This window comes from Polaromonas sp. P3_B1 (genome assembly GCF_056402935.1).
On sequence record NZ_JBFUGK010000005.1, the window covers coordinates 14,744 to 41,128 of the forward strand.

At 66.1% G+C, this 26,385-nt stretch carries 23 protein-coding genes and 1 tRNA gene; 19 read left to right on the top strand and 5 right to left on the bottom strand.

Annotated elements, in window-relative coordinates:
* Nucleotides 1–59: 59 nt before the first annotated feature.
* The 7 genes from AC1DXS_RS04180 to AC1DXS_RS04210 all read left to right on the top strand — a co-directional run bounded on the left by AC1DXS_RS04180 (nt 60) and on the right by AC1DXS_RS04210 (nt 7,066).
* A complete protein-coding gene (locus AC1DXS_RS04180) occupies nt 60–383 on the top strand; it encodes a c-type cytochrome (protein ID WP_477736317.1) in 324 nt (107 codons plus the stop codon).
* A 10-nt stretch (nt 384–393) separates the two neighbouring features.
* Nucleotides 394–1,686, top strand: coding sequence for an FCSD flavin-binding domain-containing protein (locus AC1DXS_RS04185; RefSeq protein WP_477736318.1), 1,293 nt, complete (start codon nt 394–396; stop codon nt 1,684–1,686).
* Nucleotides 1,687–1,869: 183 nt separating this feature from the next.
* A complete protein-coding gene (gene rsmB / locus AC1DXS_RS04190; protein WP_477736319.1) occupies nt 1,870–3,207 on the top strand; it encodes a 16S rRNA (cytosine(967)-C(5))-methyltransferase RsmB in 1,338 nt (445 codons plus the stop codon).
* The gene (locus tag AC1DXS_RS04195; RefSeq protein ID WP_477736320.1) at nt 3,188–3,862 is read left to right on the top strand and encodes a DUF4390 domain-containing protein; all 675 of its coding nucleotides are present in this window, start codon (nt 3,188–3,190) and stop codon (nt 3,860–3,862) included. Before rsmB ends, AC1DXS_RS04195 begins: the two co-directional genes overlap by 20 nt.
* Nucleotides 3,859–6,183 carry a sensor histidine kinase gene (locus AC1DXS_RS04200; RefSeq protein ID WP_477736321.1) on the top strand — a complete coding sequence of 775 codons (2,325 nt, stop codon included), beginning with the start codon at nt 3,859–3,861 and terminating at the stop codon, nt 6,181–6,183. Before AC1DXS_RS04195 ends, AC1DXS_RS04200 begins: the two co-directional genes overlap by 4 nt.
* A gap of 70 nt (nt 6,184–6,253) precedes the next feature.
* Nucleotides 6,254–6,934 (top strand): response regulator, encoded by a 681-nt coding sequence (locus AC1DXS_RS04205; RefSeq protein ID WP_477736322.1) that lies wholly within the window; start codon nt 6,254–6,256, stop codon nt 6,932–6,934.
* Nucleotides 6,935–6,990: 56 nt separating this feature from the next.
* Nucleotides 6,991–7,066: transfer RNA gene (locus AC1DXS_RS04210), tRNA-Phe, on the top strand.
* A 265-nt stretch (nt 7,067–7,331) separates the two neighbouring features.
* Here the strand turns inward: AC1DXS_RS04210 and AC1DXS_RS04215 are convergent.
* From AC1DXS_RS04215 to AC1DXS_RS04230, 4 genes are all read right to left on the bottom strand, one after another.
* The gene (locus AC1DXS_RS04215; protein WP_477736323.1) at nt 7,332–8,591 is read right to left on the bottom strand and encodes an alpha-hydroxy acid oxidase; all 1,260 of its coding nucleotides are present in this window, start codon (nt 8,589–8,591) and stop codon (nt 7,332–7,334) included.
* Nucleotides 8,592–8,608: 17 nt separating this feature from the next.
* Nucleotides 8,609–9,538, bottom strand: a complete 930-nt coding sequence (locus tag AC1DXS_RS04220) for a hydroxyacid dehydrogenase (RefSeq protein WP_477736324.1) — start codon at nt 9,536–9,538, stop codon at nt 8,609–8,611.
* 58 nt (nt 9,539–9,596) lie between these two features.
* Nucleotides 9,597–10,277, bottom strand: a complete 681-nt coding sequence (locus AC1DXS_RS04225) for an RraA family protein (protein ID WP_477736325.1) — start codon at nt 10,275–10,277, stop codon at nt 9,597–9,599.
* Between the two features lie 89 nt (nt 10,278–10,366).
* Nucleotides 10,367–11,335 (bottom strand): Bug family tripartite tricarboxylate transporter substrate binding protein, encoded by a 969-nt coding sequence (locus AC1DXS_RS04230; protein ID WP_477736326.1) that lies wholly within the window; start codon nt 11,333–11,335, stop codon nt 10,367–10,369.
* A 132-nt stretch (nt 11,336–11,467) separates the two neighbouring features.
* Here AC1DXS_RS04230 and AC1DXS_RS04235 point away from each other — a divergent pair, with 132 nt between their 5' ends.
* Nucleotides 11,468–12,214: an IclR family transcriptional regulator gene (locus tag AC1DXS_RS04235; RefSeq protein WP_477736433.1), complete on the top strand. Its 747-nt coding sequence runs from the start codon at nt 11,468–11,470 to the stop codon at nt 12,212–12,214.
* A gap of 24 nt (nt 12,215–12,238) precedes the next feature.
* On the opposite strand, the gene AC1DXS_RS04240 is transcribed toward AC1DXS_RS04235, so the two are convergent.
* Complete coding sequence (locus tag AC1DXS_RS04240; RefSeq protein WP_477736327.1) at nt 12,239–13,462, bottom strand: XylR family transcriptional regulator; 1,224 nt, start codon at nt 13,460–13,462, stop codon at nt 12,239–12,241.
* Between the two features lie 246 nt (nt 13,463–13,708).
* Between AC1DXS_RS04240 and AC1DXS_RS04245 the strand changes: the two genes are divergently transcribed.
* The 11 genes from AC1DXS_RS04245 to AC1DXS_RS04295 all read left to right on the top strand — a co-directional run bounded on the left by AC1DXS_RS04245 (nt 13,709) and on the right by AC1DXS_RS04295 (nt 26,355).
* Nucleotides 13,709–14,476 (top strand): SDR family NAD(P)-dependent oxidoreductase, encoded by a 768-nt coding sequence (locus AC1DXS_RS04245; protein WP_477736328.1) that lies wholly within the window; start codon nt 13,709–13,711, stop codon nt 14,474–14,476.
* Entirely contained in the window at nt 14,473–15,474 is a 1,002-nt protein-coding gene (locus tag AC1DXS_RS04250; RefSeq protein ID WP_477736329.1) for an NAD-dependent epimerase/dehydratase family protein, read from the top strand. The genes AC1DXS_RS04245 and AC1DXS_RS04250 overlap by 4 nt, the downstream gene beginning before the upstream one ends.
* Nucleotides 15,475–15,603: 129 nt before the next feature.
* Entirely contained in the window at nt 15,604–16,578 is a 975-nt protein-coding gene (locus AC1DXS_RS04255) for an ABC transporter substrate-binding protein (protein WP_477736330.1), read from the top strand.
* A gap of 166 nt (nt 16,579–16,744) precedes the next feature.
* On the top strand, nt 16,745–17,848 hold the full coding sequence (locus AC1DXS_RS04260; protein ID WP_477736331.1) for a sugar ABC transporter substrate-binding protein: 1,104 nt from the start codon (nt 16,745–16,747) through the stop codon (nt 17,846–17,848).
* Between the two features lie 10 nt (nt 17,849–17,858).
* Entirely contained in the window at nt 17,859–19,418 is a 1,560-nt protein-coding gene (locus AC1DXS_RS04265; RefSeq protein ID WP_477736332.1) for a sugar ABC transporter ATP-binding protein, read from the top strand.
* Complete coding sequence (locus AC1DXS_RS04270) at nt 19,415–20,401, top strand: ABC transporter permease (protein WP_477736333.1); 987 nt, start codon at nt 19,415–19,417, stop codon at nt 20,399–20,401. The genes AC1DXS_RS04265 and AC1DXS_RS04270 overlap by 4 nt, the downstream gene beginning before the upstream one ends.
* A complete protein-coding gene (locus AC1DXS_RS04275; RefSeq protein ID WP_477736334.1) occupies nt 20,401–21,390 on the top strand; it encodes an ABC transporter permease in 990 nt (329 codons plus the stop codon). Before AC1DXS_RS04270 ends, AC1DXS_RS04275 begins: the two co-directional genes overlap by 1 nt.
* 34 nt (nt 21,391–21,424) lie before the next feature.
* A complete protein-coding gene (locus tag AC1DXS_RS04280; protein WP_477736335.1) occupies nt 21,425–22,381 on the top strand; it encodes an SMP-30/gluconolactonase/LRE family protein in 957 nt (318 codons plus the stop codon).
* A gap of 144 nt (nt 22,382–22,525) precedes the next feature.
* Nucleotides 22,526–23,848 (top strand): xylose isomerase, encoded by a 1,323-nt coding sequence (gene xylA, locus AC1DXS_RS04285; protein ID WP_477736336.1) that lies wholly within the window; start codon nt 22,526–22,528, stop codon nt 23,846–23,848.
* 28 nt (nt 23,849–23,876) lie between these two features.
* Nucleotides 23,877–25,361: a sugar ABC transporter ATP-binding protein gene (locus AC1DXS_RS04290; RefSeq protein WP_477736337.1), complete on the top strand. Its 1,485-nt coding sequence runs from the start codon at nt 23,877–23,879 to the stop codon at nt 25,359–25,361.
* The gene (locus tag AC1DXS_RS04295; protein ID WP_477736338.1) at nt 25,342–26,355 is read left to right on the top strand and encodes an ABC transporter permease; all 1,014 of its coding nucleotides are present in this window, start codon (nt 25,342–25,344) and stop codon (nt 26,353–26,355) included. The genes AC1DXS_RS04290 and AC1DXS_RS04295 overlap by 20 nt, the downstream gene beginning before the upstream one ends.
* Nucleotides 26,356–26,385 lie beyond the last annotated feature (30 nt).

Below are 26,385 nucleotides of genomic sequence, written 5' to 3' on the forward strand. Positions count from 1 at the left end.
ATCGCGTTAAATTGTCAACTCAGGATGCAACCGCAGTCGAACCCGCAGGAGAAAACTTCATGAGAATCCCACGACTCGCCGGGCTCACACTGCCCTTGCTCTGCCTGGCGCTCAGCCCGCTGGCCCAAGCGCAGACCCAAGAAGCGCTCTACACCAAAAGCCTGGCCGCCACCTGCGCCAACTGCCACGGCACCAACGGCAAGGTGGTGGAAGGCTCCCAGGTCACCTCGCTGGCCGGCCTGGACAAGGCCTACATCATTGCGCAGATGAACGCCTTCAAGACCGGCACGCGGCCTGCCACCGTGATGCACCAGATCAGCAAAGGCTTTAACGACGCGCAGATCGAATCGCTGGCCGGCTATTTTTCGGCTCAACAAAAGTGAGGGCACCGAGATGAATCGTCGTGAAACCATAAAAGGATCCGCTACTCTCGCCGCCCTTGCGGCAATAGCCGGAGTTGGGTGGCTGTTGCGTGATAAGCAAGTCATTCCTTCCAAAGCCAAGGTCGTGGTGATAGGCGGCGGCTACGGCGGCGCCACTGCCGCCAAATACGTGCGGCTGCTGTCAGACAACAAGATTGATGTGGTGCTGATCGAGCCTCAGGACGTGTTTATCTCCTGCCCCATTTCCAACCTCGTGCTCAGCGGCGGAAAACAGATCGGCGACCTCACCACGTCGTATTCAGGTTTGTCGCGCAACCACGGCATCACCGTGGTGAAGGACTACGCGAGCGCCATCGACACCGCGAAGAAAACCGTCACGCTGGCCCGCGGCGCCACCATCGCCTACGACAAATTGGTGGTCTCGCCCGGCGTGGAGCTGATGTTCGGCAGCATCGAAGGCCTCAAGGAGGCCAATGCCTCCGGCCAGGTGCTGCAGGCCTGGAAGGCCGGCGCCGAAACCCTGGCGTTGCGCCGCCAGCTTGAAGCCATGCCTGACGGCGGCGTCTATGCCATCACGATTCCCGAAGCGCCTTATCGCTGCCCGCCCGGCCCTTACGAGCGCGCCTCGGTGATCGCCGGTTACTTCAAGGCCGCCAAGCCGCGCAGCAAGGTGCTGATCCTCGATGCCAATCCCGATGTCACTTCCAAAGGCCCGCTGTTCAAAAAGGTCTGGGCCGAGCAGTACAAGGGCATCGTCGAGTACCGCGGCCAGCACAAGGCCACGGCGGTTGACGCCAAGGCCGGCATCATCAAATTCGACGTGCAGGACGACGTCAAGGCCCATGTGCTGAACGTGCTGCCATCGATGCGCGCCGGCACCATCGCCGTGCAGGCGGGCCTCAACAACCAGGCCAACAACCGCTGGTGCGGCGTCAACTACCTCACCTTTGAGTCCACCGCCGCCAAAGACGTGCATGTGCTGGGCGATTCCATCCAGGTGGCGCCGGCCATGCCCAAGAGCGGTCACATGGCCAACAACCACGGCAAGGTGGCCGCTGCCGCCATCGTGGCGCAACTCTCGGGCTGGGACGTCAACCCGGCGCCCATGCTGACCAACACCTGCTACAGCTTTGTCGACAACAAAAACGTCATCCACGTGGCCAGCGTGCATGAATACGTGGCCGCCGAAAAAACCTTCAAGGCCGTCGCCGGCTCGGGCGGCGTCAGCACTGGGCCGAGCGAGCTTGAGGGGGTTTACGCACTGAACTGGGCCAGCAATATCTGGGCGGATAGTCTCAGTTAGCCCCCACGCTCCCCCACTTCGTGTGGGTCGCTGCCCCCCGAGGGGGCCGCCCGCCTGCGGCCTGGCAAAGCCAGTTCCGCGGCTCATGCTGGCTTGAAGAGTTCGGTGGGCACAACGAGCGGTGATCTCCCTGCTGGTCTAATACGGGCTGGCCGTCCGTTCCGGGCGGTATCCGCGAGACAAATGCAAGACAACCCGACCCAAGTCCCCCTGTGGCGCCAGCTGCAAGGAGCCGCCTCCCTGCTGATGGCCGTGCGCGACGGCCGGTCCATGACCGCCGCACTTGAAGACGTTGATGCGGCATTGCGGCCGGGTGTCCAGGCCCTGGGTTTTCACACGCTGCGCTGGCTGGGCCGCGCCGAGGCCCTGCGCCAGCAGCTGGCCCACCGCCCGCCGCCGCCTGAGGCGGACGCCTTGCTGTGCGTGGCCCTGGCCTTGGCCTGGACGGAGGAGGGTGCGCCTTACACCTCCCACACCCTGGTCGACCAGGCTGTTGAAGCGGCCAAGCGCGGCGAGGCCACCCGGCACCAGGCCAGTTTTCTCAACGGCTGCCTGCGCCGCTTCCTGCGCGAACGCGACGAGCTGGTGGCGCGAACCGAAAAAAGCCCCCAAGCCGTGTGGAACCACCCGCAGTGGTGGATAGACCGGCTGCGCAAAGACCATCCCGGGCAGTGGCAGGCCATCCTGCAGGCCAACAACAGCCGCGCGCCGCTGGTCCTGCGCGTCAATGAACGCAAAACAACGCAGGCCGATTACCTGCTGGCGCTGGCAGCGGCCGGGATAGACGCTTCCCCTGTGGGCCGGCATGGCGTCGTTCTGGCCGTGGCGCGCCCGGTGCCTAGCCTGCCCGGTTTTGTCGAAGGGCATTTTGCGGTTCAGGATGCCGCCGCGCAGCTGGCGGCGCCCTTGCTGCTGCAGGAACTCGCGAAACCCGGTGAGGGCGGCACCCGGCTCCATATCCTCGACGCCTGCGCCGCCCCGGGCGGCAAAACCGCCCACCTGCTGGAACTGGCCGATTGCGAGGTGATGGCGCTGGAGATCGACGCCCGGCGTTGCGAGCGCATCGCGCAGAACCTGCTGCGCCTGGGCCTGCAGGCCGAAATCCGCGTGGGCGACGCCGGTAAACCCGACGGCTGGTGGGACGGCCGGCCGTATGACGGCATTCTTCTGGACGCGCCTTGCACTGCCTCCGGCATCGTGCGGCGCCACCCCGACGTGCGCTGGCTGCGGCGGCCGACTGACATTGCCCAGCTCGCTGCCATCCAGGCGAAGCTGCTCCAGGCGCTCTGGCCCCTGCTCAAACCCGGAGGGCGCCTGTTGTACTGCACTTGCTCGGTTTTCCGCGCGGAAGGGGATCAGCAGATGCAAACGTTTCTTGCGCACCACACCGACGCCCTATTAAAGCCCTCGCCAGGCCATTTACTCCCGCAAAGTGGCGTGGAAGCGACGGTCTTCCCGGACAATTTGATGCGTGAGCACGACGGTTTCTATTACGCACTCCTTGAAAAAAGCGGCCGCTGACTGCCGGCGGCCGGGGCATGCCGTCGTGCGCTGGCTGCTGGGCGCCTGCCTGTGCGTACTGCTGGCCTGGGCGTGCGCGCCGGCCTCGGCTACCGAGATCACGCAATTGCGCGTGGAGCGCGGCGAAGACGGGGTGCACCTGTCGGCCCTGGTCCGCTTTGACCTTCCGCCGGTGGTCGAAGACGCCCTGCTCAAGGGCATCCCGCTGTTTTTTGTGGCCGAGGCCGACATCTACCGCGACCGCTGGTACTGGACGGACCCGCGCGTTGCCAGCGCCACCCGCACCATACGCCTGGCCTACCAGCCCTTGACCCGCCGCTGGCGCGTCAATATTGCTTCGGGCCTCATTGCCAGCTCTTCCGGCCTGCGCGCCACCCTGAACCAGAACTACGAAACCCTGCCCGAGGCCCTGTCGGCCATCCAGCGCGTGGCCCGCTGGAAGATCGCGGACGCCGCCGATGTGGATCCTGACGCTTCCTACAAACTGGATTTCAGCTTCAGGCTGGACCTGTCCCAGTTGCCGCGCCCCTTCCAGATCGGCGTGGCCGGCCAGCGGGACTGGAATATCTCGGCGCAGGTCAAGGACCGGCTCCGCATGGAGCCCGCCGCGCCCCAGGCCGCCCCTGCGGCCCCCGGTACCGAGGCCACCAAGTGAACCTGCAGGTCAGCGGCGGCTCGCTCAAGAGCAGCAAGGCATTTCGCTGGACGGTCGGCGTCGGCATAGGCACCATCGTGGCGCTGGGCCTGGTGCTGATGTTTTTGTTGACGCAGGCCACCGGCAACCGCGAGCTGTACGAACGCAACTACGCGCTCCTGCTGGTGCTCAACATCGCCGTCGCCGGCTTGCTGCTGCTGGTGATCGGCTGGATCGTCGTGCGCCTGCTGCTGCGGTTGCGCCGCGGCCGTTTCGGCAGCCGGCTGCTGGTCAAGCTCGCGGCCATCTTCGCGTTGGTCGGCCTGGTGCCCGGCCTCATGATTTATGTGGTGTCCTACCAGTTCGTCTCGCGTTCCATCGAAAGCTGGTTCGACGTGGAGGTCGAGGGGGCCCTCGCCGCAGGCCTGAACCTGGGCCGCGCCACGCTGGACACGCTGGCCGCCGACCTCGGCAACAAGACACGGCAGGCCGCCACGCAAATCGCCGAAACGCCCGACGCCATGGCCGGCCTGGCCCTTGAGCGCCTGCGCGACCAGCTGCAGGCCAGCGACGTGGTGCTCTGGAGTTCCTCGGGCCAGGTGATCGCCAGCGCCGGTGACTCGCGCTTCCTGCTCAAACCCGAGCGCCCCTCGGTGCAGCAGCTGCGCAACGCGCGCACGCAGCGGGTCGTCACGCAGATCGAGGGCCTGGACGAGGTGGTGTCCGCCGGCAACGGTGAGTTGACGGCCGGCGCCGGCGGCCCTTCGTTCAACGCCGGCAACGCGCCGCGCGTCAAGGCCATCGCGGTGGTCAACAGCCCCAATGTGAACGTGCTCGGCGATGCGCGCTTTTTACAGGTCACCCAACTCCTGCCTGAAGGCCTGGTCGCCAATGCCGTTGCCGTCCAGGAAGCCAACCGTGAATACCAGGAGCGCGCGCTGGCGCGCGGCGGCCTGCGCAAGATGTACATCGGCACACTCACGCTCAGCCTGTTCCTTGCCGTCTTCGGCGCGGTGCTGCTGGCGGTGCTGCTGGGCAACCAGCTGGCCAAGCCGCTGCTGGTGCTGGCCGAGGGCGTGCGCCAGGTGGCCCAGGGCGACCTCACACCCAAGGCCGCGCTGCAAGGCAAGGACGAACTCGGCGGACTCACGCGCTCCTTTGCCGACATGACACAGCAGCTGTCGGACGCCCGCACGGCGGTGCAGCACAGCATGAGCCAGGTCGATGCCGCACGCGCCAACCTGCAGACCATCCTGGACAACCTCACGGCCGGCGTCATCGTGCTGGACGTGCGCGGCCGCATCCAGTCCAGCAACCCGGGCGCCACGCGCATCCTGCGCGCGCCGCTGGCGGCCTACCACGGCCAGTCGCTGGGGGAAGTGCCTGGGCTGGGCGAGTTCGCCAAGGATGTGCTGGCCCAGTTCGCCGATTACCTCAGCGATGCCGCGCCGCACGGATTGGAGCACTGGCAGCAGTCGTTTGAACTTAATGCGGCCATGCCCGGCGCGCCCGACAACGCCATCACGCTGATAGCTCGCGGCGCCGAGATGCCCGGCACCGAGGAGTTCCTTCTGGTCTTCGACGATATCTCTGAAATGGTCTCGGCCCAGCGCGCCCAGGCCTGGGGCGAGGTGGCGCGCAGGCTGGCGCACGAGATCAAGAACCCGCTCACGCCCATCCAGCTGTCGGCCGAGCGCCTGGAAATGAAGCTCACCGGCAAGGTCGGCGAGGCCGAGCAGTTGCTGCTCACCAAGTCCGTCAAGACCATCGTCGACCAGGTCGACGCGATGAAGCGGCTGGTCAACGAGTTCCGCGATTACGCCCGGCTGCCCGCCGCAGAACTCAAGCCGGTGGACCTCAATGCCCTGGTCGCCGACGTGATGCAGCTCTACCTGCACGACAGCCACAGCGACGGCCACGGCGGCCGGCGCAGCGATGCCGCCGCCGCGGTGCCCGTCGTGACCGACCTCGATCCCAAAGCCCCGCTGATCCAGGGCGATGCCCAGCAGTTGCGGCAAGTCATTCATAACCTGCTGCAAAATGCGCAGGACGCCCAGGAGGGCAAAGAGGGGGCGCGCGTCACCCTCAAGACCGAATACTCCGACGCTTCAAAGCGGGTGCGTTTCAGCGTGCGCGACAACGGCACCGGCTTTCCCGACCACATCCTCAAACGCGCCTTCGAGCCCTACGTCACCACCAAGATCAAGGGCACCGGATTGGGCCTGGCGGTGGTCAAAAAAATCGCCGACGAGCACGGCGCGCGCATCGATATTTCCAACCGCGTTGTGGACGGCGCGGTGCAAGGGGCGCAAGTGTCGTTATCATTTGCAGTTGTGGCTTAACAACACATTCAGTAACACTTCGATTTCAAGATCGCACGCATCGCAACAACAGGCAGGCAGCAATTCAATCATGGCAAATATTCTGGTGGTCGACGACGAGCTGGGCATACGCGACCTTCTCTCAGAAATTCTCAATGACGAAGGGCATCAGGTCGAGCTCGCCGAAAATGCGGCGCAGGCCCGCGCCGCGCGCGGCCGCTCCAGGCCCGACCTGGTGCTGCTGGACATCTGGATGCCCGACACCGACGGCGTGACCCTGCTCAAGGAGTGGTCCTCCAGCGGCCTGCTCAGCATGCCCGTCATCATGATGAGCGGCCACGCCACCATAGATACCGCCGTCGAGGCCACCAAGATCGGCGCCATGGCCTTTCTTGAAAAACCCATCACGCTGCAAAAGCTGCTCAAGGCCGTCGAACAGGGCCTGAGCAAAATCTCTCCGCGCAAGCCCGCCGCTTCCAGCAGCAACTCCTCGCTGCCCATGGCCGACCTCACGGTGGAAGCGGTGATGACCGGCGGCACCTTGCCGGCGCCCGTCGACCTCGGCCCCCAGGCCACCCAAAGCTTCCTGCTTGAGAAGCCCCTGCGCGATGCGCGCGACGAATTCGAGAAAGCGTATTTCGAATTCCACCTCGCCAAGGAAGGCGGCTCCATGACCCGCGTCGCGGAAAAAACCGGCCTGGAGCGCACCCACCTCTACCGCAAACTGAAGCAGCTGGGCGTCGACCTGACCCGTGGAAAACGCGGCATCTGACTTTCGGCCGCCCCCCAGCGGGGAGCCCTCTCAGGTGATATATAATCTAAGGCTCAGGCCCGGTAGCTCAGTCGGTAGAGCAGAGGATTGAAAATCCTTGTGTCGGTGGTTCGATTCCGCCCCAGGCCACCAAATTCCCATCTCAAGCGATTCCTGCAGCCCACAGCCCTTGCAAATCAAGGGCTTAGCCTAAAAGGCGGCTCAGACGGTCTCGCCAAATCCCACCAAATCAGCCAGTCCCGTATTTGCGGCTATGCACGTCTGTACCCCAGACTGTGCTTCAACAACAGCCATTTTCTGGGCGTCCCAATGGGAAGTCTCGACGACCTGACGATCCAAGCGCGCGAAGCCGCACGAGTTGGAACACGATCAAGGTCGCGCGAATTCACTTCTTTTTTCATGTCTGCAGATGCGCAGGGGGGCTACGGCAGGGCAGCTCTCGCAGCTGTGCGTCCTTCACTTCTGAAATCGACATCAGGCCGAGCAGGCCCAGGTCCCGCTGGACTTCGTCCGCGAGGATGCGAATCGCATGGCGCACGCCCTCTTCGCCGGCGACGGCCGCCGCATAGTTGAAGGGGCGCCCGACAAACACGAACCTGGCGCCCAGTGCGAGTGCCTTCAGGACATCCGTGCCGCGCCGGATGCCGCTGTCCATCATGACGGGGAAGTCGCCGCCCACGGCCCGGACGATTTCCGGAAGCACGCGCAGCGGTGAAACGGTCCCGTCAAGCTGGCGGCCGCCGTGGTTCGACACGATGAGGCCGTCGGCGCCCATGTCGCGCACTTTTCGTGCGTCCTCGAGGTTCATGATGCCCTTGATCACCAAGGTGCGCTTCCACTTGCGGCGGATCAGCGCCAGATGCTCCCAATCCAGGTGGTCCTTCGCCCCGAAGTCGCGCGCCACCCGCGACGAGAGGATGGGGGCGCCCCGGGTTGCGTACGAGTTCTCGAAGTGCGGCATCCCGTGGGTAACGAGCGTGCGCAGAAAGGTCGCTATCGTCCAGCGCGGGTGGGTGACTCCCTCCCACGCCAGGCGCAAGCCCGGCCGCAGCGGCGTGGAGAAACCTGCGCGGATGTTGTTTTCGCGGTTGGCGAGCACGGCGGTGTCCACCGTCAGCACCAGTGTCTTGACCCCGGCGCGGTCGACGCGATCGACCAGGGCTTCGATCTTCGCGGTTTCGCCGGGCAGGTAAGCCTGGAACCACGTCTCGGGGGCCGCGGCGATCACCTCTTCCAGCGGGATGAGTGAGGAGCCGCTCATGATCATCGGCACGCCTTCGGCCGCCGCGGCGCGGGCCTGCACCAGGTCGCCGCGGTACGCGCTGAGCGCGCTGATGCCCATGGGCGCGATGCCGAACGGTGATGCGTAGCGCCTCCCGAAAAGCTCGACTGCCTGGTTGCGGCCGGACACGTTGCGCAGCACCCGCGTGACGAAACCGAACTCCCGGAATGCCGCGCGGTTATCGTGCAGCGAGGCCGAGTCTTCCGCGCCGCCGGCGATGTATTCGAAGAGGGGGCGCGGCAGGTGGCGCCGGGCGGCTGTCTCAAAATCCCGCAAGGACAGGAATTTCCGCGAGCCCGGCGGCGCGGCGAAACGTGCGCCCGGCGACAGGCGCGTCACCGTCGGTGCAGTCCCGGAAGAGGCGAGTTGCGGCATGGGGAGACCAGCTGGCCTTATCCCGGAGCGCGCTGCCCCAGCACGGCCAGCACATTCTGCGCGGCGCCCACACCCATGTTGACGTACGCATCACCCGTCACGCCGCCGATGTGCGGGCTGAGGACGATGTTGGGCTGGCCATGGAAGGGGTGGGGCGCCGCCATGGGCTCCACTGCGAAGCTGTCCAGGCCGGCGGCCGCGACCTGGCCTGAACGCATGGCGTCCAGCAGCGCGGCTTCGTCGACCAGACCGCCGCGCGCGGTGTTCACCAGCAGCACGCCGCGTTTGCAGGCCTGCAGCGCGCGCGCGCTCACCATACCGCGGTTCTCGGGTGTCAGGGGGCAGTGCAACGAGATCGCGTCGGATTCTCGCCAGATCGTATCCAGATCCACCGCGCGTACGCAGGGCGGCAGGTTTTGCGCGAAGGGGTCGAAGCCGATCACCTTCATGCCCATGGCGTCGCAGATGCGCGCGAAGCGTTGGCCGATCGCACCCAGGCCTATCAGGCCGATGGTGCGGCCGTGCAGCTCGATGCTTTTGTGGGTGGCCTTGTCCCAATGTCCCGCGTGCATGCGTTCATTGAGTTGCACCACGGATTTGGCGCATGCCAGCAGCAAGGCGAGGGCCTGTTCGGCCACGGCCGCTGCGTTGGCTCCGGCGGCCGCCCGCACCTCGATGCCGCGCGCCTTGGCCGCATGTTGGTCGATGGTGTCGGTGCCGCTGCCGTGTTTGGAGATCACCCGCAGCGATGGCGCGGCGTCCATCACCGCCGCACCGACCTGGCCATAGCGCACGATGATCGCCACCGGGTCATGCACGCTGCACAGCGCGACGAGGTCCGCCTCCTGCGGTGTCTTGCCCGCATAGATGATCTCGAAATCCTGCAGCAACTCAAGCGCTTGCGGCGCCAGGTCCGCACCGGTGACGACAATGACGCGCCGGCTCACAGGACTACCCTCCGTCCTGCGGAGTGCGGGGCTATGAGCCCAGGGGCGGCCCGGCGGCTCACAGGCTTTCCCCTTCCTTCAGCACGCCGGCGGCGCGCAGCGCGCCCGCCAGCCAGGCCGCCGTGGTGTTCCCCGCCCTGACCGCCGCAATGCGGGCCGACTCGTCCGCGACCTTCTTGCGGGCCAGCGGCAACAGGGCTTCGACGCGCTCGCGCTGGATCACGACCACGCCGTCGGCATCCGCGACCACCAGGTCGCCGGACCGCACGGCCACATTGCCGATGGAGATGGGGTGGCCGATGCGGCCGGGCACGTTCTTGGTGGGGCCGTTGGGGTTGGTGCCGCGCGAGAACACCGGGTAGTCCATCTCGTCGATCTCGAGGCTGTCACGCACCGCGCCGTCGATCACCACGCCGGCGATACCACGCTGCCTGCATGCGGCCATCATGATCGTGCCCATGAGTGCCGCGGTCTGGTCACCCTTGCCGTCGATGACCAGCACGTCGCCGGGTTTCGCGAGGGCGATCGCCGCGTGGATCATCAGGTTGTCGCCGGGGCGCACGTCCACGGTCAGTGCCGGGCCGGCCAGCTTCATGCGCGGGCGCAGCGCCGCGATGCGGCCGTGCAGCGCCCCGCGGCGGCCGTTCACGTCGGCCAGGATCGCCGCCTGGTATTCGGATGCCTGTCGCACCAGCTCGGGAGCAACGCGCTCAAAGTCACGGATGATGTCTTGTGTCATGAATGTGTCCTGCAGAAAAAATAATTGAGCGGTATTCAGTGAGTGCGATGTGAAAGAGTTGCGCGCAGGGCCCGGCAGCCGCAATGGCCTCAGTCCGCCTTGGCGCCCGATTCCTTGACGAGCTTTCCCCAGCGGACGATGTCGTCACGGATCAGCCTGCCGAACTGCTCGGCCGAGCTGCCTTCGACATTGGCTCCCTGGTCGCGCAGCTTCTTCGCCAGCACGGGGTCCTTCAGCGCCTTGTTGATGTCGGCACTCAGTTTGGCGGCGACGTCCCTGGGCATGTTGGCGGGGCCGAGGATGCCGAACCAGGTCACGGCCTGGAAGTCCTTGTAGCCTGATTCGGACACCGTCGGTACTTGCGCCTGTTCGTCGGCGCGTTTGAGCGAGGTGACGGCGATCGCGCGCATCTTCCCGTTCCTGATGTGGCCGAGCAGCGTCGGAATCGACGAGACATGCAACTGCACCTGTCCGCTGATCACGTCGGTCGCGGCCTGCGACGCGCCTTTGTACGGTACATGCGTCAGCTTGATGCCCGCGGCCTTCTGAAAGGACTCGATCGCCAGGTGGGCCACCGTGCCGTTGCCGGAGGTGGCGTAGTTGAGCGAGCCGGGATTCTCCTTCGCGGCCTTCACCACGTCGGCGAGCGTGCGGTAGGGGGAATCCGCCCCCGTGGCGATCAGGAGAGGCGAGCTTGCCACCAGGCTGAGCGGGGTCAGGTCCTTGACGGGGTCGTACGGGAGCTTTGCATACAGCGTCGGGTTGATGGCCAGGTTGCTGGTCTGGCCCAGCACCAGCGTGTAGCCGTCCGCGGGCGCCTTGGCCGCCGCGTCGACGCCGAGGTTGCCGCCGGAGCCGGGCTTGTTGTCGATCACGAAGTTGTAGCCCGACCCCGCCATTTTGTTCGCCACTTCGCGGGCGATCAGGTCGGTGCCGCCGCCCGGCGTGAAGGGCACGATCAAACGGATGGGCTTGGTGGGCCAGGCCTGCGCATGAGCGGCGGGCGCGAGCAAAACGGTGGCAGCGAGGACGGCCGCGGCACGGCGGGAAAACTGCATGTCTTTGTCTCCTGGATCGTTGTGTTGGCCGCACGGGGCAGAACGTGCAGCTTTTGGCGAATTCTGGATTGACGTTGCACTCAATACAATGGCGTTTCGTACAGTGAACCATGGTGCAACATGCGCAACGCGATGACCAAGCCGCAGACTGAAGAAAAAGCCGAAGGCGTGATCGCCGTGCGGCGCGCCCTCTCGCTGATGGAGGCCTTCGAGGTGGGAGAGTCCACGCTCTCGCTGGCGGAAGTCAGCCGGCGCGCCGGCATGCACAAAACCACCGCCCTGCGGCTGGCCCGCACCCTGGCCCTGTCGCACTACATGGTGCAGACCGAAGACGGGCAGTGGCGACTGGGCCCGGCCGCCGGATGGCTGGGCGCGCGCTACCAGGCCGGCTTCGATGTGAACAACGTCGTCGAGCCGGCGCTGCACCAGCTGGTGAAGGACACCGGCGAAAGCGCCTCGTTCTACGTGCGCGAGGGCGGCATCCGCTCCTGCGTGGCGCGCGTGGAGGGGCCGCAATCGGTTCGGCACAACGTGCGCATCGGAGAGCGGCTTCCGCTCGACAAGGGCGCGCCCGGACGGGTGATCCTGGCTTTCAGCGGTGCGGCCGGTGAGCCCTACGAATCCATCCGCAAATGCGGCTACCACCTTTCCCTGGGCGAGCGCGAGGCCGAGGTGGCCAGTGTGGCTGCGCCCGTGTTCGGGCTCAACTGGCGGCTGCTGGGTTCGATGTGCATCTCGGGCCCGAGTTCGCGCCTCACCCGTGCAAAGCTTGAGAAGCACGCAAAGCTCGTGATCCAGGCGGCCAACCAGCTCTCTTACGCGCTGGCGGGGAGCCGGTCAGCGGCAACACCGGCCGCAGTCTCCCGCTGGCATCCTTGAAGCGGTTGAGGGAAGTTGCGCAGCTCAACGCGCTTCAGTTTCCCGCCTGGCCTCTCGCCATACCGCCGGTGTTGAACCCACTTCGCGCCGGAACACGGCGTTCAAATACTGCACCGAGCGAAAGCCCGAGGCCAGCGCGATCTCCGCGATGCCGGTGTCCGTGTGCGCCAGAAGCTCGAAGCAGTGTTCCAGCTTGCACTGCAGGATCAGGTCGTGCACGGAGCGCTTGAGGTCGCGGCGGAAGTACATCTCCAGCGATGAGCGCGACATGCCCATCATCTCGGCCACCTGCTCGGTCTTGATGCCCTGGCAGGCGTACTGGCGTATGTAATAGAGCGCCCGCATCACCGGCGCGCTGTGCTGTACATCGCGCGCGGTCGACGCCCGGCTGTGCACGTCCGCCGGCGGCACCACCACGCGCGCGCCGCGCACCGGCGAGCCGCTCAGCGCCTGGTGCAGCAGCTGCGCCGCGCGGCGGCCCATCTCGGCCGTGCCCTGGCTCACGGAGCTGAGCTCGATGCGCGTGAGGTGCTGCCCCAGCGTGTCGTTGTCGATGCCGATGATGGCCACTTCGTCGGGCACGGCGATGTTGGCGACGATGCAGGCCTGCAGCAGCTGGCGCGCGCGCGCGTCGGTGACGGAGACGATGCCTATCGGCTTGGGCAGGCTGTCCAGCCAGGCGATCAGCTTCTTGGTGGCGCTCCCCCAGGTGGGTGCGCTGGTGGCCAGGCCCCGGTGGATCTCGCCCGAAGCGCCGTTGCGCAGCAGCCAGTTTGAAAACGCCCTCTCGCGTTCCTGCGCCCAGCGGTTGAGCGGGGATTCCGGAAGGCTGTAGCAGGCGAACCGCGTCATGCCGGCCTCCACCAGGTGCTCGAGCGCGCGCGCCACCAGCAGCTGGTTGTCGGTGGCCACATAGGGGACCTGGCCCGGGTAGCTCGCGGGGTCCTCGTACGAGCCGCCGATGGCGACGACCGGCACATGGGCGCCCGTGAGCGCCCGCGCGACGGCGGGGTCGTCGTAGTCCGCGATGATGCCGTCGCCCTCCCACTCATGGATACCGTCCAGGCGAAAGCGGAAGTCTTCCTCCAGGAACAGGTCCCAGGCCACGCGCGTCTGCTTCACGTAGTCACCGATGCCGATGAGAATTTCGCGGTCGTAAACCTTGCTGGCGTGGAACAGCAGGGCCACACGCAGGACTGCGGGGCCGCTGGTCCCGTCGGGCCGGCGCATGGTCGGGCTTTTGCTCATGGAAGGCCGATCTTGGCACATCGCGCCAATTGCTGCGATGCAGAAAGAAATTTCATAAGCCGCGCTCGGCAATTTCGCAAGCTGGCGCGGCGACGCGGCCGCTAGCATCGCCACTCTGGTGATCGCGGTGCCAAGGGCGGCGCGCGAAGGCGTTCGGCGCTTCTTATTGGCGAAAAACGGAAACGGCCGCCAGGGCCATTCACGCGGAATCAACGCGCAAACGACGCGCAATCAACGAGGAACTCGATGACTGAGCAAACCCGCTACCCGAGTCTTAAAGGCAAGAGCGTGCTCATTTCCGGCGGCGCCACGGGGATAGGCGCGTCCCTGGTGGAGCACTTCGCCGGGCAGGGCGCCCTGGTGGGCTTTCTGGATATCGACACGGAAGGCGCCCGTGCTTTGCAGGCAAGGCTGGATCACGCGGGGCTGCGCAATATCCATTTCGAGGAATGCGACGTCACCGACATTCCCCGGCTGCGCACCGCCATCGGCGCGCTTCGCCAGCGCATCGGCCCCATCCAGGTGCTGGTGAACAACGCGGCCAACGACCAGCGCCACCTGATTGAAGAGACCACGCCGGAGTCATGGGATGCCGGCGTCGCAGTAAATCTGAAGCACTACTTTTTCGCTGCGCAAGAGGTTTTCAAAGACATGAAAACCCTGGGCGGCGGCTCCATCATCAACTTCGGTTCGGTCAGCTGGATGGTCAAGACGGGCGGCATGCCGGTGTACACCACCTGCAAGTCCGCAACCCAGGGACTCACCCGGAGCCTGGCGCGCGACTTCGGCCCCCATCGCATCCGCGTCAACACGGTGGTGCCTGGATGGGTCATGACCGAAAAGCAGATCCGGCTGTGGGTGACGCCGCAGGCGAAGATTGAGCTGGCCAAAGCGCAGTGCCTGCCGGGTGAACTCGCGCCTTCGGACCTCGCGCGCGCCGTGCTCTTTCTCGCCTCCGACGACAGCAGCATGATGACCGCGCAGGACCTGGTGGTCGACGGTGGCTGGACATGAGCACCCCGGGCGCGCGCGATCTCATCCTGGTGACGGGCGCGACCGGCAAGGTCGGGCGGGCTTTCGTCGACCGTCTGCTCGGCGATGCGCGCTACGGCAGGTTTGATGTTCGTGCGCTGTGCCACAAGCGGACCCTGCCGCCGCATCCCCGGCTTGAGTCGGTACACGGCTCCATCCAGCATCGCGCTGATGTGCGACGGGCGCTGGAAGGCGCCACGCATGTGCTTCACCTGGCGACCAGCAAGGAGACGCCGGACGACGTGATGGACGTGGCGGTCAAGGGCATGTTCTGGCTGCTTGAAGAGTGCCGCGCCAGCGAGGCTTTCCGGCAGTTCCTGCTGGTGGGGGGAGATGCCAGCGTTGGGCACTTTTACTACCCGCACGATGTTCCCGTCGTCGAGAGCCAGCCGCACAGCGCCTACCCGGGGTGTTATGCGCTGTCCAAGGTGCTGGAGGAAGTGATGCTGGAGCAGTACCAGATCCAGTACGGGCTCAATGGCTGCTGCCTGCGCGCGTCCTGGATCATGGAGAAAGACGATTTCCGCTATTCGCTGTCTTTTGGCGACGACGTTTTCGGCGGTCCGCGCTGGCACGAACTGGTGGGTGAATCCAGGGCCCGCGACTACGCGGCCACGCAGGCCGTTCCGGTCATGCTGGATCCAGAGGGCAAGCCGGTGAAACGCAACTTTGTGCATGTGGACGACCTGGTGGACGCGCTGTTGCTGGCGATCGATGCGCCGCAGGCCAGGCACCAGCGCATGAACGTTTGCATGGACGAACCCGTCGATTACGGCGCGCTGGGCGACTATCTGGCGCGCACGCGCGGAGTGCCGCTGGTTCCCGTACCCACGCCCTTTTACTCGACATGGCTGGACAACAGCAAGGCGAAGTTCCTCCTGGGCTGGCGACCCCGCTATGACATGGCGCGGCTGGTGGAGGCCGCATGGGCCTACCTGCGCCCGGCCGATGAGCCGCGCGTCGTCTGGTACCCCGGGTAAAGAGCACGGGCGCTCCACCGCCGCCGCACCGGGGGAGGCCAAGCAGGCAGGGAAAGCAGAGAGAGAAAGAGGGAAAGCAGAAGCATCGAGTGCCGGCGCTTCGACGACATCAACATCAGGAGACACCACATGAGAACTCTTCAGCGACGCATATTCACGGCCACTTTGGCCTGCGCCGGGCTCACGCTGGCATGGAGCCCATTTGCCCATGCCCAGGCCGGCAAAAAGCTGGTCATCGGCTTTGCCCAGACGGGCGCGGAAAGCGAGTGGCGAACCGCCAATACCGATTCGGTCAAGGCCGCCGCCAAGGCGGCCGGGCACGAACTGAAGTTCTCCGACGCGCAGCAAAAGCAGGAGAACCAGATCAAGGCCATCCGTTCCTTCATCACCCAGAAAGTGGATGTCATCATCCTTGCGCCGCTGGTCACCACCGGCTGGGACACGGTGCTCAAGGAGGCCAAGGCGGCGAAGATCCCGGTGATCCTGGAAAGCCGCAACGTGGTCGTGAAGGACCCATCCACCTGGACCACCTTCATAGGCTCCGACTTCGTCGAGGAAGGCCGCCGTGCGGCGCAGTGGCTCCTCGACAACACGAAGAACGGCACGGGGACAGTGAACATCGTCGAGCTGCAGGGAACGGTCGGCTCGGACCCGGCCATAGACCGCAAGAAGGGATTCGACGAAGTCCTCAAGGGGAATGCGCGCTACAAGGTCATCCGTTCCCAGACCGGCGACTTCACGCGCGCCAAAGGCAAGGAAGTGATGGAAGCCTTCCTGAAGGCCGAGGGCAAAAAAATCAACGTCCTCTACGCGCACAACGACGACATGGCCATAGGCGCCATCCAGGCGATCGAGGAGGCGGGCCTCAAGCCCGGCAAGGACATTCTTGTCATCGGCGTCGACGCCGTGAAGGGCGCCTTCGAAGCCATGATCGCCGGCAAGATGAACGTGAGCGTGGAATGCAACCCGCTCCTGGGCCCGCAGCTGATGGAGGCTGCGTCCAAGGCCGCCGCCGGCCAGACCCTGCCGCGCTGGATCAAGACGATAGAGGGTGTGTTTCCCGCCGAAGTCGCGGCCAAGGAATTCCCCAATCGCAAGTACTGACAAGCCCCAGCAAGCCCCAGCAAGCACTGGAGAAACGGTTTTGCCATTCGTAGGGTGACACAAGCGATTGGCCTGGGAGTCGCCGCTTACTACGACCAAGCCGCGCGGTTTAGCGATCGCGCCCATGCCGCCGCCAGGCCGGCAAATAACGATTCAGGAGACAACCATGCATACGAGACGAGACATTCTTGCCGCCGGCGCCGGTGCAGCACTGGCGGGTGTCGCGGGAACGGCGGCGGCGCAGACCTATGAGCCCGCCTGCTTCAAGCCTTTTTCCGCCAGCACCAAGACCATCCAGTACCCCGCCAAGAAAGGGCCTTACCGCATCGCACTGGCCAACGGTTACGCGGGAAACAGCTGGCGCATCCAGATGATCAAATCGCTCAAGGCCTACGCGGCGACGCCCGAAATGCAGCCCCACATCAAGGAGCTGAAGGTGGTCTCCACCGGCACCGACGTCGCCGCGCAGCTGGGCGCCGTCGACAACTTCATCAACGCGGGCTTCGACGCCATCCTCACCATCGCGGTGTCACCCACCTCCTTCAAGCCGGTGATCAAGCGCGCCAAGGATGCGGGCGTGGTCCTGATCCCTTTCGACAATGTGCTGGACACCGACGAGGTCATCCAGGTCAATGAGGACCAGTTCGAGATGGGCCGCCTCATGGGGCGGTGGCTGGAGAAGAACGGCGTCACCAGCGGCAAGGTGCTCGAGATACGCGGCCTGCCGGGAAATTCGGTCGACCGCGACCGGCACCTGGGCTTTCGCGAGATCATGGAAAAGCACAAGGGCGTGCAGATCGTCGAAGTGGTCGGCAACTGGGACGACGGCACCTCGCAGAAGGTGGCGGCCGACGCCATCGCCGTGCACGGGCGCTTCAACGGCATCTACACCCAGGCCGGCTCCAACGGCACCGTCCGCGCGCTGATCGAAGCCAAGCACCCTTTTGTGCCGATAGGCGCCGAGGGCGAGAACGGTTTTCGCAAGATGGTGTACGCGCACCACAAGGACGGGCTCAAGGGCGCATCGGCCGCGCAGTCACCCGGCCTGGTGGCCGTGGCGCTGAAGGCGGCCGTTGCCGCGCTGCAAGGGCAGAAGCTGCCGCAGTACATTTCGGTGCCCATCCCCTATGTGGAGTTCCAGCAAATGGCGCCGGGGAAAAACTTCTATCCCGAGCTGCCCGACACCTTCTATGTGGCCAATGAGTTTCCGCCGTGCAACATCAACATCACGGCGCCGGACATCATGAAGCAGAGCGACGGCAACACCTGAGGAAAGCGCCATGCCCGAGGCCTTGCTGCAACTCCAGGGAATCTCCAAGCGCTATGCGGGCGTGCGCGCGCTGGAGGGGGCGGATCTCACCTCCCATGCCGGTGAGATCCATGCCGTGCTCGGGGAAAACGGCGCGGGCAAGTCCACCCTGATCAAGGCCATCGCCGGGGTGGTGCAGCCCGATGCCGGCCGCATCCTCATGGAGGGGGTTGAGGTGAGCCTGGCTTCGCCCAACGCGGCGCGCGACCACGGCATCGCCTGCGTGTTCCAGGAGTTGTCGCTGGTGCCCGATCTTTCGGTGGCCGAGAACATCTTCCTGTCGCGGCCGCCGCGCAGGCACGGGCTGATCGACGCAAAGGCCCAGCAGGAACAGGCCCTTGCGCTGCTGGAGATGCTGGGATGCGGCGACATCCATCCCAAGGCGCGCGTGCGGGACCTGCCGCTGTCGCGCCGCCAGCTGATAGAGATCGCCAAGGCGCTGAGCCTGCAGCCGCGCCTGCTGATCCTGGACGAGGCGACCTCCGCGCTGAGCAGCGACGACGTGGGGCGGCTCTACACGCTGTTGTTCCAGCTGCGCGCGCGCGGCGTGGGTTGCCTGTTCATCTCGCACCGCATGCATGAAGTCAAGGCGCTGGCCGATACCTGCTCGGTGTTTCGCAGCGGCCGGCGTGTGGATACTTTTCCCAGCGGCAGCCGCTCCGATGCGGAGGTGGTGCAACTGATGATAGGGCGCGACGTCGCCAAGACCTATCCGCCCAAAACCGGCCCCGCGCCCTGGGCCCAACCCGCCATCAGCGTGCAAGGCCTGAGCTGGCCTCCCGCGCTGCAGGACATCTCGCTGGAGATCAAGGCGGGCGAGATTGTCGGGCTGGGCGGCCTGGATGGGCAGGGGCAAAGAGAACTGCTCCTCGCCCTGTTCGGCGTGCTCAAGGGCGTGCAGGGCAGGGTGGAGGTGTTCGGCGAGCCGCGCAAGCTGGCGCCGCACGCGTGCCGGGATGCGCTGGGCATTGCCTTGATCCCTGAGGACCGCAAGACCGAGGGGCTGATCCTGCCCATGAGCATCCGCGAGAACATGAGTCTGGCCAGCCTGCCGGCGCTGGGGCACCTGGGCGTCCTCAGCGCGGCGGCGGAGCGAACCGCCGTGGCGCGCATGGTCGAACAGCTGCGCATCAAGATCGGGTCCGCCGAAGACCCGGTGCAGGCTTTATCGGGCGGCAACCAGCAGAAGGTGGTGATCGCCAAGTGGCTCATGGTCCAGCCGCGCGTGCTGCTGCTCAACGACCCGACCCGCGGCATCGACGTCGCCACCAAGCAGGAGCTGTACGCGCTGCTGCGCCGGCTCGCGGCTGAAGGCGTTGCCGTGCTGCTGTATTCCACCGACTATGAGGAACTCATAGGCCTGGCCGACCGCGTGCTCATCATGTATGAGGGCCGTATCGCCCGCACGCTGGCGGGCGAGGACATCAGCGAGCACGAGATCGTGGCCTCTTCGCTCAACGTCTCGCTGGACGGTTCAGGCGGCGTTTCATCCAGTGTCTCGAACAGCGGCCGGGAGGCCGCCACCGCATGAGCCGGCGCGGTGAATGGGGCATGGCCTTGCGGCGCAACGGCGGGCCGCTCGCCGCGCTGGCGGTGTTCGCATTGATGTTCACGCTGTTCCTGGCGGAGCACCCGCGCTCGATCTCGGTGGCCATCGTGACCACCGCATCCAACAAGGCGGTGCTGCTGGCCATCGTGGCGATGGCGCAGACGCTGCCCGTTATCACCCGGGGGCTGGACCTTTCCGTCGGCATGGTGATGGTGCTGACCGGCTGCCTCGCCTCGACGGTGGTCAACGGGGCGCCCTGGCAGGTGGCGCTGGGCATTGTGCTGGTGCTCGCCTGCGGCGCGGCGGCAGGCGCCCTCAACGGCGCCATCGTGGTGTTCGGGCGGCTGCAGCCCATCATCGTCACGCTCGCAACCGGCGCGGTGTATTTCGGCGTTGCGCTGTTGCTGCGGCCCGCGCCGGGCGGCGAGGTCAGCGAAGGCCTGTCGGACGCATTGACCGGCCGGCTGTTCGGCGTGGTCCCCGCCACGCTGGTGTTGCTGATCGCGCTCGTGGTGCTGGGCTGGATGCCATTCAAGCGCACGGTGACGGGCCGCGCATGCTATGCGGTCGGCTCGTCGGAGCAGGCCGCCTACCTCTCCGGCGTTCCTTCCGGGCGCGCCAAGTTCCTGGCCTACACCATCGCCGGGCTGCTGTCGGGGGTGGCCGGGCTGCTGCTGTCTTTGATCGCACTGTCGGGCGAGGCCAGCGGCCCGCAGGCCGGGCTCTACACGCTGAACTCCATCGCGGCGGTCGTGATAGGCGGCACCTCGCTGTATGGCGGCACCGGCGGAATGGTCGGCTCCATCCTCGGCGCTTTCGTGCTGCGCACCATAGGCGACCTGCTGTTTGTCTTCAATGCGCCTGCGCTCTGGCAGCCCCTCTTCGAGGGCTTGATCCTGCTGGCCGCCGTGTGCATGGGCGCGGCGCGTGTGCTGCGCGTCAGAAACCGGCTGGAGCTGTTTTGATGAGCGCCGGTGAAGTGATCGCCGCGCAACCTCCCTCCAGGCCCATGAAGCACCCGTTGCAACGCCTGTTGCTGAACCCACCGGCCGTGGTGGGGCTGTGCTGCCTGTTGTTGCTGCTGGCCGGCAGTGTGGTGAACCGCAATTTCCTGATGCCCGCCTACCTGTTGCAGCAGTTGCAGATCGCCGCCTTCCTGGGGCTTGCCGCGGCGGGGCTGATGGCCGTCATCCTGCTGGGCCACATTGACCTGTCGGTGCCGTGGACCATCACCACGGGCGCCATGATGGCCGCCGCGGCAGGGGCGGCCTTTGGGGCCGGGTGGGCCATTCCGGCCGGGCTGCTTTGCGGCGCACTGGTCGGGTTGGTGAACGGCCTGGGCGTGGCCTTCCTGCGGATCCCGTCGATGATCTTCACGCTGGGCGCCAATGCCGTGCTGCAGGGCCTGATGGTGCTGTACACGGGCGGCCACGCGCCCCAGGACGCAGCCACCCCGCTGATGCGCGACCTGGCCGTGGGCAGGACCATCGGCCTGCCCAACGCGGTGCTGGCCTGGGCTGCTGTTTCGCTGGCCGTGTACCTGCTGCTGACGCGCACGGCGGCGGGCCGCTATGTTTATGTGATCGGCAACAGCGAGCGCGCCGCCTACCTCAGCGGTGTGCGCACCGCGCGCATGACGGTCGCGTGTTTCGTCGCCTGCGGCATGCTGGCCGCGCTTTCGGGGGTGATGCTGGCCGGGTATTCAGGCAATGCCTACCAGGCCATGGGCGACCCTTATCTGCTGCCGGCCATAGCGGCCGTGGTACTGGGCGGCACCAACATCCTGGGCGGGCGCGGCAGCTACCTGGGCACGGTCGCCGGGGTGGTGTTCATCGTGCTGCTGCAAAGCATGCTGGCGGTTTTGCAGATGCCCGAGGCGGGCCGCCAGATCATTTATGGTGCACTGATACTGGCCATGCTGTTACTGTATGGGCGATCGGCCAAGGTGAGATGAACGCGATTGAGCGAGACCAGCAAGGTGAATCGAGATGAGCATGGGTGAACACTACGGGATTCGCGGCGACTTCCGCCTGCACGACGCGCGCTTTCGCGGCCTGGCGCCCCCGAATGCCTTTGTCGAGAAGCTCTATACCGGCGCGCGCTGGGCCGAAGGGCCGGTGTATTTTCCCGGCGGCGATTTCCTGCTGTTCAGCGACATCCCCAACAACCGCATGCTCAGGTGGGTGCCCGACGGCGCCGGGCCCGGATGCGTGCTGGAATTTCGCAAGCCCTCCAATTTCACCAATGGCAACACCCGCGACGGCCAGGGCCGCCTGCTCAGCTGCGAGCATGGCACGCGTTGCGTCAGCCGCACCGGGCACGACGGCCGGCGCACGGTGCTCGCGTCCTCGTTCGAGGGCAAGAAGCTCAACTCGCCCAACGACCTGGTGGCCGGGCCCGATGGAGCGGTGTGGTTTTCCGACCCGACCTACGGCATTCTTTCCGACTATGAGGGTTACACGGCCGAGCCCGAGTACGGAGGCCGCTACGTGTTCCGCATTGATCCCGCCAGCGGACGCGTCGAGGCGGTCGTCACCGATTTCGTGCAACCGAACGGGCTGGCTTTTTCGCCCGACGGAAAGCGGCTGTACATCGCGGACTCCGGCGCTTCGCACGATGCCCAAGGCCCGCGCCACATCCGTTCCTTCCAGGTGAGCGACGGCCGGTTGCAGGGCGGCGAGGTGTTCGCGACGGTGGACGCCGGCATCCCGGACGGGCTGCGCGTGGATGTGCTCGGCAATGTGTGGACCAGCGCCGGCGACGGCGTTCATTGCTTCACGCCGCAGGGCGAGCTGCTTGGCAAGATCCTCATCCCGGAGCCGGTGGCCAACCTCGAGTTCGGCGGCCCCCGAGGTAACAGGTTGTTCATTACGGCGACGACTTCACTCTATTCATGCTACCTTGCAGTGTCCGGCGCGGGCTTTCACGCGCTGCTGCCCGGCTGACGGCCTTTGCGCATCGCTGCCTGCAGGCATTGGCGCCAATTGCTGCGATGCAGAAAGAAATATCGCAAGCAGCGCTCGCCAAATTCGCAAACTTTCGCAGCGTCGCAAGGACTAGCATCGCCTCTTTGCTTCATCCGGGCAGACATGACTTCCTTCGAATCCCTTCCCCAGGTCCGCTACGAGGGCCCGCAGTCCACGAGTGCGCTGGCCTACCGCCACTACGACGCCAAGGCGCGTGTGCTCGGCAAGACCATGGAGCAACACCTGCGGCTGGCCGTCTGCTACTGGCATACTTTTGTGTGGCCGGGCAACGACGTGTTCGGCCAGGCGACCTTCGCCAGGCCCTGGCATGTGCCCGGCGATGAGCTGACACTGGCGCGCCGCAAAGCCGACGCCGCCTTCGGCCTGATCTCGCGGCTGGGCGTGCCCTTCTACACTTTTCACGACACCGATGTGGCGCCCGAGGGCGCGAGCCTGGCGGACTACCGCGGCAACCTCTCGGCCATGGTGGACGTGCTGGCGCAGAAGCAGCAGGAGACGGGCATCCAGCTGCTGTGGGGCACGGCCAACCTCTTCAGCCATCCGCGCTACGCCGCCGGGGCCGCGAGCAACCCGGACCCCGAAGTGTTCGCCTACGCCGCCACGCAGGTCTTCAGCGCGCTCAATGCCACCCACCGCCTGGGCGGCGCCAACTATGTGATGTGGGGCGGGCGTGAAGGCTACGACACGCTGCTCAACACCGACCTGCGGCGCGAACGGCGCCAGCTCGGCCGCTTCATGCAGATGGTGGTTGAGCACAAGCACAAGATAGGCTTCACAGGCCAGCTGCTGATCGAGCCCAAACCGCTGGAGCCCACCAAGCACCAGTACGACTACGACAGCGCCACGGTCTACGGTTTCCTCAAGGACTTCGGCCTGGAGCACGAGATCAAGCTCAACATCGAGGCCAACCACGCCACGCTGGCCGGCCACAGCTTCCAGCATGAAATCGCCACCGCCGCCGCGCTCGGCATCTTCGGCAGCATAGACGCCAACCGCGGCGACCCGCAAAACGGCTGGGACACCGACCAGTTCCCCAACAGCGTCGAAGACCTCACGCTGGCGATGTACGAGATCCTGCGCGCGGGCGGCGTGGGCAGCGGCGGCTTCAACTTCGACGCCAAGGTGCGCCGCCAGAGCATGGACCCTGTCGACATCCTTCACGGGCACGCGGGCGCCATCGACGCGCTCGCGCTGGCGCTCAAGAGCGCCGCGCGGCTCATCGAGGCCGGCGAGCTCGACCGCTTTCGCACCGAGCGTTATGCGCGGTGGGAGGGTGACCTGGGCCGCGGCATCCTGGGCGGCGACATGAAGCTCAGCGAGGTGGCGGAATACGCGTTTGTGCAGGACCTTCGGCCCCGGCCCGTGAGCGGCCGGCAGGAGTGGCTGGAAAATCGCGTGAACGCCGCGATCTTCGACCCCGTTTAGACATTGAACAGGCTCAGGAGCGCGAACCATGAACCCGGCCGTCGGCTTCCAGCAGGTGAGCAAGCGCTTCGGCCCGGTCCAGGTGCTGCACGGCGTGAGCTTTGCTTTCGAGCCCGGCCGCGTCTACGGTGTGCTGGGCGAGAACGGCGCAGGCAAATCCACCTTGATGAAAATCCTGGCCGGCTATGAAGCGGCCAGCGAGGGTTCGGTGGAGATAGGCGGGCAGGCCGTAAGCTTTCGCGGGCCGCGCGATGCCGAGGCCGAAGGCATCGTGATGATCCACCAGGAGTTCAACCTGGCCGACGACCTGACCATTGCGCAGAACATCTTCCTGGGGCATGAGCTGACACGCCGCGGTTTTCTGGATGAGCGGGAAATGGCCCGCCGCGCCGAGGCGGCCATGCGCTCGGTGGGGCTCACCTGCAGCTCCGGCCGGCGTGTGCGCGACCTGATCGTGGCCGAGAAGCAGCTGGTGGAGATCGCCAAGGCGCTGAGCCGCAACGCCCGTGTGCTGGTGATGGACGAACCCACGGCCACGCTCACGCCGTCGGAGACAGACAGACTCTTCGGCCTGATCGCGCAGCTGCGCGAGCAGGGCGCCACGGTGCTGTACATCTCGCACAAGCTGGATGAAGTCGAGCGCGTCACCGACGAAATACTGGTCATGCGCGACGGACGCCTGGTGGCGCAGCGACTCACCGGCAGCGTGACACGGCACCAGATGGCCAGCCTCATGGTGGGCCGTGAGCTGAGCGACCTGTTTCCGCCGCGGCAGCCCGTGCCCGAGGGCGCGCAGGTGTTGCTCAAGGTCCAGGGCCTGCAGGTGCCCGGCTGGGCGCAGGACGTGGGCTTTGAGGTTCACGCCGGCGAGATACTGGGTTTTGCCGGGCTGGTCGGCGCGGGGCGCACCGAGCTGTTTGAAGGCTTGCTCGGCTTGCGCCCGTCAAGCTGCGCGGCGGTGGAGGTCCAGGGCCGCCCGTGGACGCGGCGCAGCCCGCGCTCGGCCGCGCGCATGGGGCTGACCTACCTGAGTGAAGACCGCAAGAGCCGCGGCCTGCACCTGCGTATGGGCCTGGCGGAGAACCTCACGCTGATGGCGCTGGAGCAATACGCCCGTCCCTGGCTGGACCCGGCGGCCGAGCGCGCGGCCTTGAAGCAGGCCAGCGACGCCTTCGGCATCCGCGCGGCGGCGGGTGTGCCGGCCTCGGCGCTGTCGGGCGGCAACCAGCAAAAGCTGGCGCTGGCCCGCGTGCTGCAACCGCAGCCGCAGGTCGTGGTGCTCGACGAGCCTACGCGCGGCGTCGATGTGGGCGCCAAGCGCGACATCTATTTTTTGATCCGGCGGCTGGCCGACGAAGGCCGCGCCATTGTGGTTGTCTCGTCCGAACTGCTCGAGCTCATAGGCCTGTGCCACCGCGTCATCGTGATGCGCCAGGGCCGGATGGCGGCCGAGCTGCCGCAGGACCAACTCACCGAAGAACTGCTGATCGCCCATGCAACTGGAACCCACTGAATCCATGGCCGGCGTGCCGAAGGCGCCGTCACTCGCGCGCCGCTGGGCCGGCCTGCGCGGGGGCGGCCCGCTGGCCGGCCTCGTGCTGGTGTGCCTGCTCGGCGCCATGCTGAACGAGAACTTCGCCAGCCTGGACAACGCCATGAACGTGCTCACGCGCACGGCCTTCATCGGCATCATCGCCGTCGGCATGTGCTTTGTGATCATCTCAGGCGGCATCGACCTGTCGGTGGGCTCCATGGCGGCGCTGATCGCGGGCACCATGATCCTGCTGATGAACGCCGCCGCGGGCGCCGGCTGGCCGCCGCTGGCCGCCATCCTGGCCGGCATGGCCTGTGCCATCGGGCTGGGCGCGCTGTTCGGCCTGGCCCATGGCTTGCTGATCACCAAGGGGCGCATCGAACCCTTTATCGTGACCCTGGGCACGCTGGGCATCTTCCGCGCCTACCTCACATATTTCTCCAACGGCGGCGCCATCACGCTCGACGGCTCGCTGGCAAGCGTCTACGGCCCGGTGTACTACGGCAGCTGGCTGGGCGTGCCGGTGCCGGTGTGGGTCTTTATCGTGGTTGCCTTGCTGGGCGGTCTGATCCTCAACCGCACGGCTTACGGCCGTTATGTGCAGGCCATAGGCTCCAACGAGCAGGTGGCCCGCTATGCGGCCGTGGAAGTGGACCGCGTCAAAGTGCTCACCTACATGCTGCTGGGCATCTGCGTGGGCATTGCCACCGTGCTCTACGTGCCAAGGCTGGGATCGGCCTCGCCGGCCACGGGCCTGCTCTGGGAGCTCGAGGCGATCGCTGCGGTGATTGTCGGCGGCACGGCGCTCAAGGGGGGCGCCGGCAGCGTCACCGGCACCGTGATCGGCGCGGTGCTGCTTTCGGTGATCAGCAACATCCTGAATCTCACCAGCATCATCAGCGTGTACCTGAACGCCGCGGTGCAGGGCTTTGTGATCATCGCGGTCGCCTTCTTCCAGCGCGGGCGTAAGTGATGCGGATTTCCACCGGCGGCATTGCCGTCT

Coding starts and splice junctions, on each gene's coding strand:
- AC1DXS_RS04180 (WP_477736317.1), top strand. CDS start 60: ATGAGAATCCCACGACTCGCCGGGCTCACACTGCCCTTGCTCTGCCTG.
- AC1DXS_RS04185 (WP_477736318.1), top strand. CDS start 394: ATGAATCGTCGTGAAACCATAAAAGGATCCGCTACTCTCGCCGCCCTT.
- rsmB (WP_477736319.1), top strand. CDS start 1,870: ATGCAAGACAACCCGACCCAAGTCCCCCTGTGGCGCCAGCTGCAAGGA.
- AC1DXS_RS04205 (WP_477736322.1), top strand. CDS start 6,254: ATGGCAAATATTCTGGTGGTCGACGACGAGCTGGGCATACGCGACCTT.
- AC1DXS_RS04215 (WP_477736323.1), bottom strand. CDS start 8,591: ATGCCGCAACTCGCCTCTTCCGGGACTGCACCGACGGTGACGCGCCTG.
- AC1DXS_RS04225 (WP_477736325.1), bottom strand. CDS start 10,277: ATGACACAAGACATCATCCGTGACTTTGAGCGCGTTGCTCCCGAGCTG.
- AC1DXS_RS04230 (WP_477736326.1), bottom strand. CDS start 11,335: ATGCAGTTTTCCCGCCGTGCCGCGGCCGTCCTCGCTGCCACCGTTTTG.
- AC1DXS_RS04235 (WP_477736433.1), top strand. CDS start 11,468: ATGACCAAGCCGCAGACTGAAGAAAAAGCCGAAGGCGTGATCGCCGTG.
- AC1DXS_RS04240 (WP_477736327.1), bottom strand. CDS start 13,462: ATGAGCAAAAGCCCGACCATGCGCCGGCCCGACGGGACCAGCGGCCCC.
- AC1DXS_RS04245 (WP_477736328.1), top strand. CDS start 13,709: ATGACTGAGCAAACCCGCTACCCGAGTCTTAAAGGCAAGAGCGTGCTC.
- AC1DXS_RS04250 (WP_477736329.1), top strand. CDS start 14,473: ATGAGCACCCCGGGCGCGCGCGATCTCATCCTGGTGACGGGCGCGACC.
- AC1DXS_RS04255 (WP_477736330.1), top strand. CDS start 15,604: ATGAGAACTCTTCAGCGACGCATATTCACGGCCACTTTGGCCTGCGCC.
- AC1DXS_RS04260 (WP_477736331.1), top strand. CDS start 16,745: ATGCATACGAGACGAGACATTCTTGCCGCCGGCGCCGGTGCAGCACTG.
- AC1DXS_RS04265 (WP_477736332.1), top strand. CDS start 17,859: ATGCCCGAGGCCTTGCTGCAACTCCAGGGAATCTCCAAGCGCTATGCG.
- AC1DXS_RS04270 (WP_477736333.1), top strand. CDS start 19,415: ATGAGCCGGCGCGGTGAATGGGGCATGGCCTTGCGGCGCAACGGCGGG.
- AC1DXS_RS04275 (WP_477736334.1), top strand. CDS start 20,401: ATGAGCGCCGGTGAAGTGATCGCCGCGCAACCTCCCTCCAGGCCCATG.
- AC1DXS_RS04280 (WP_477736335.1), top strand. CDS start 21,425: ATGAGCATGGGTGAACACTACGGGATTCGCGGCGACTTCCGCCTGCAC.
- xylA (WP_477736336.1), top strand. CDS start 22,526: ATGACTTCCTTCGAATCCCTTCCCCAGGTCCGCTACGAGGGCCCGCAG.
- AC1DXS_RS04290 (WP_477736337.1), top strand. CDS start 23,877: ATGAACCCGGCCGTCGGCTTCCAGCAGGTGAGCAAGCGCTTCGGCCCG.
- AC1DXS_RS04295 (WP_477736338.1), top strand. CDS start 25,342: ATGCAACTGGAACCCACTGAATCCATGGCCGGCGTGCCGAAGGCGCCG.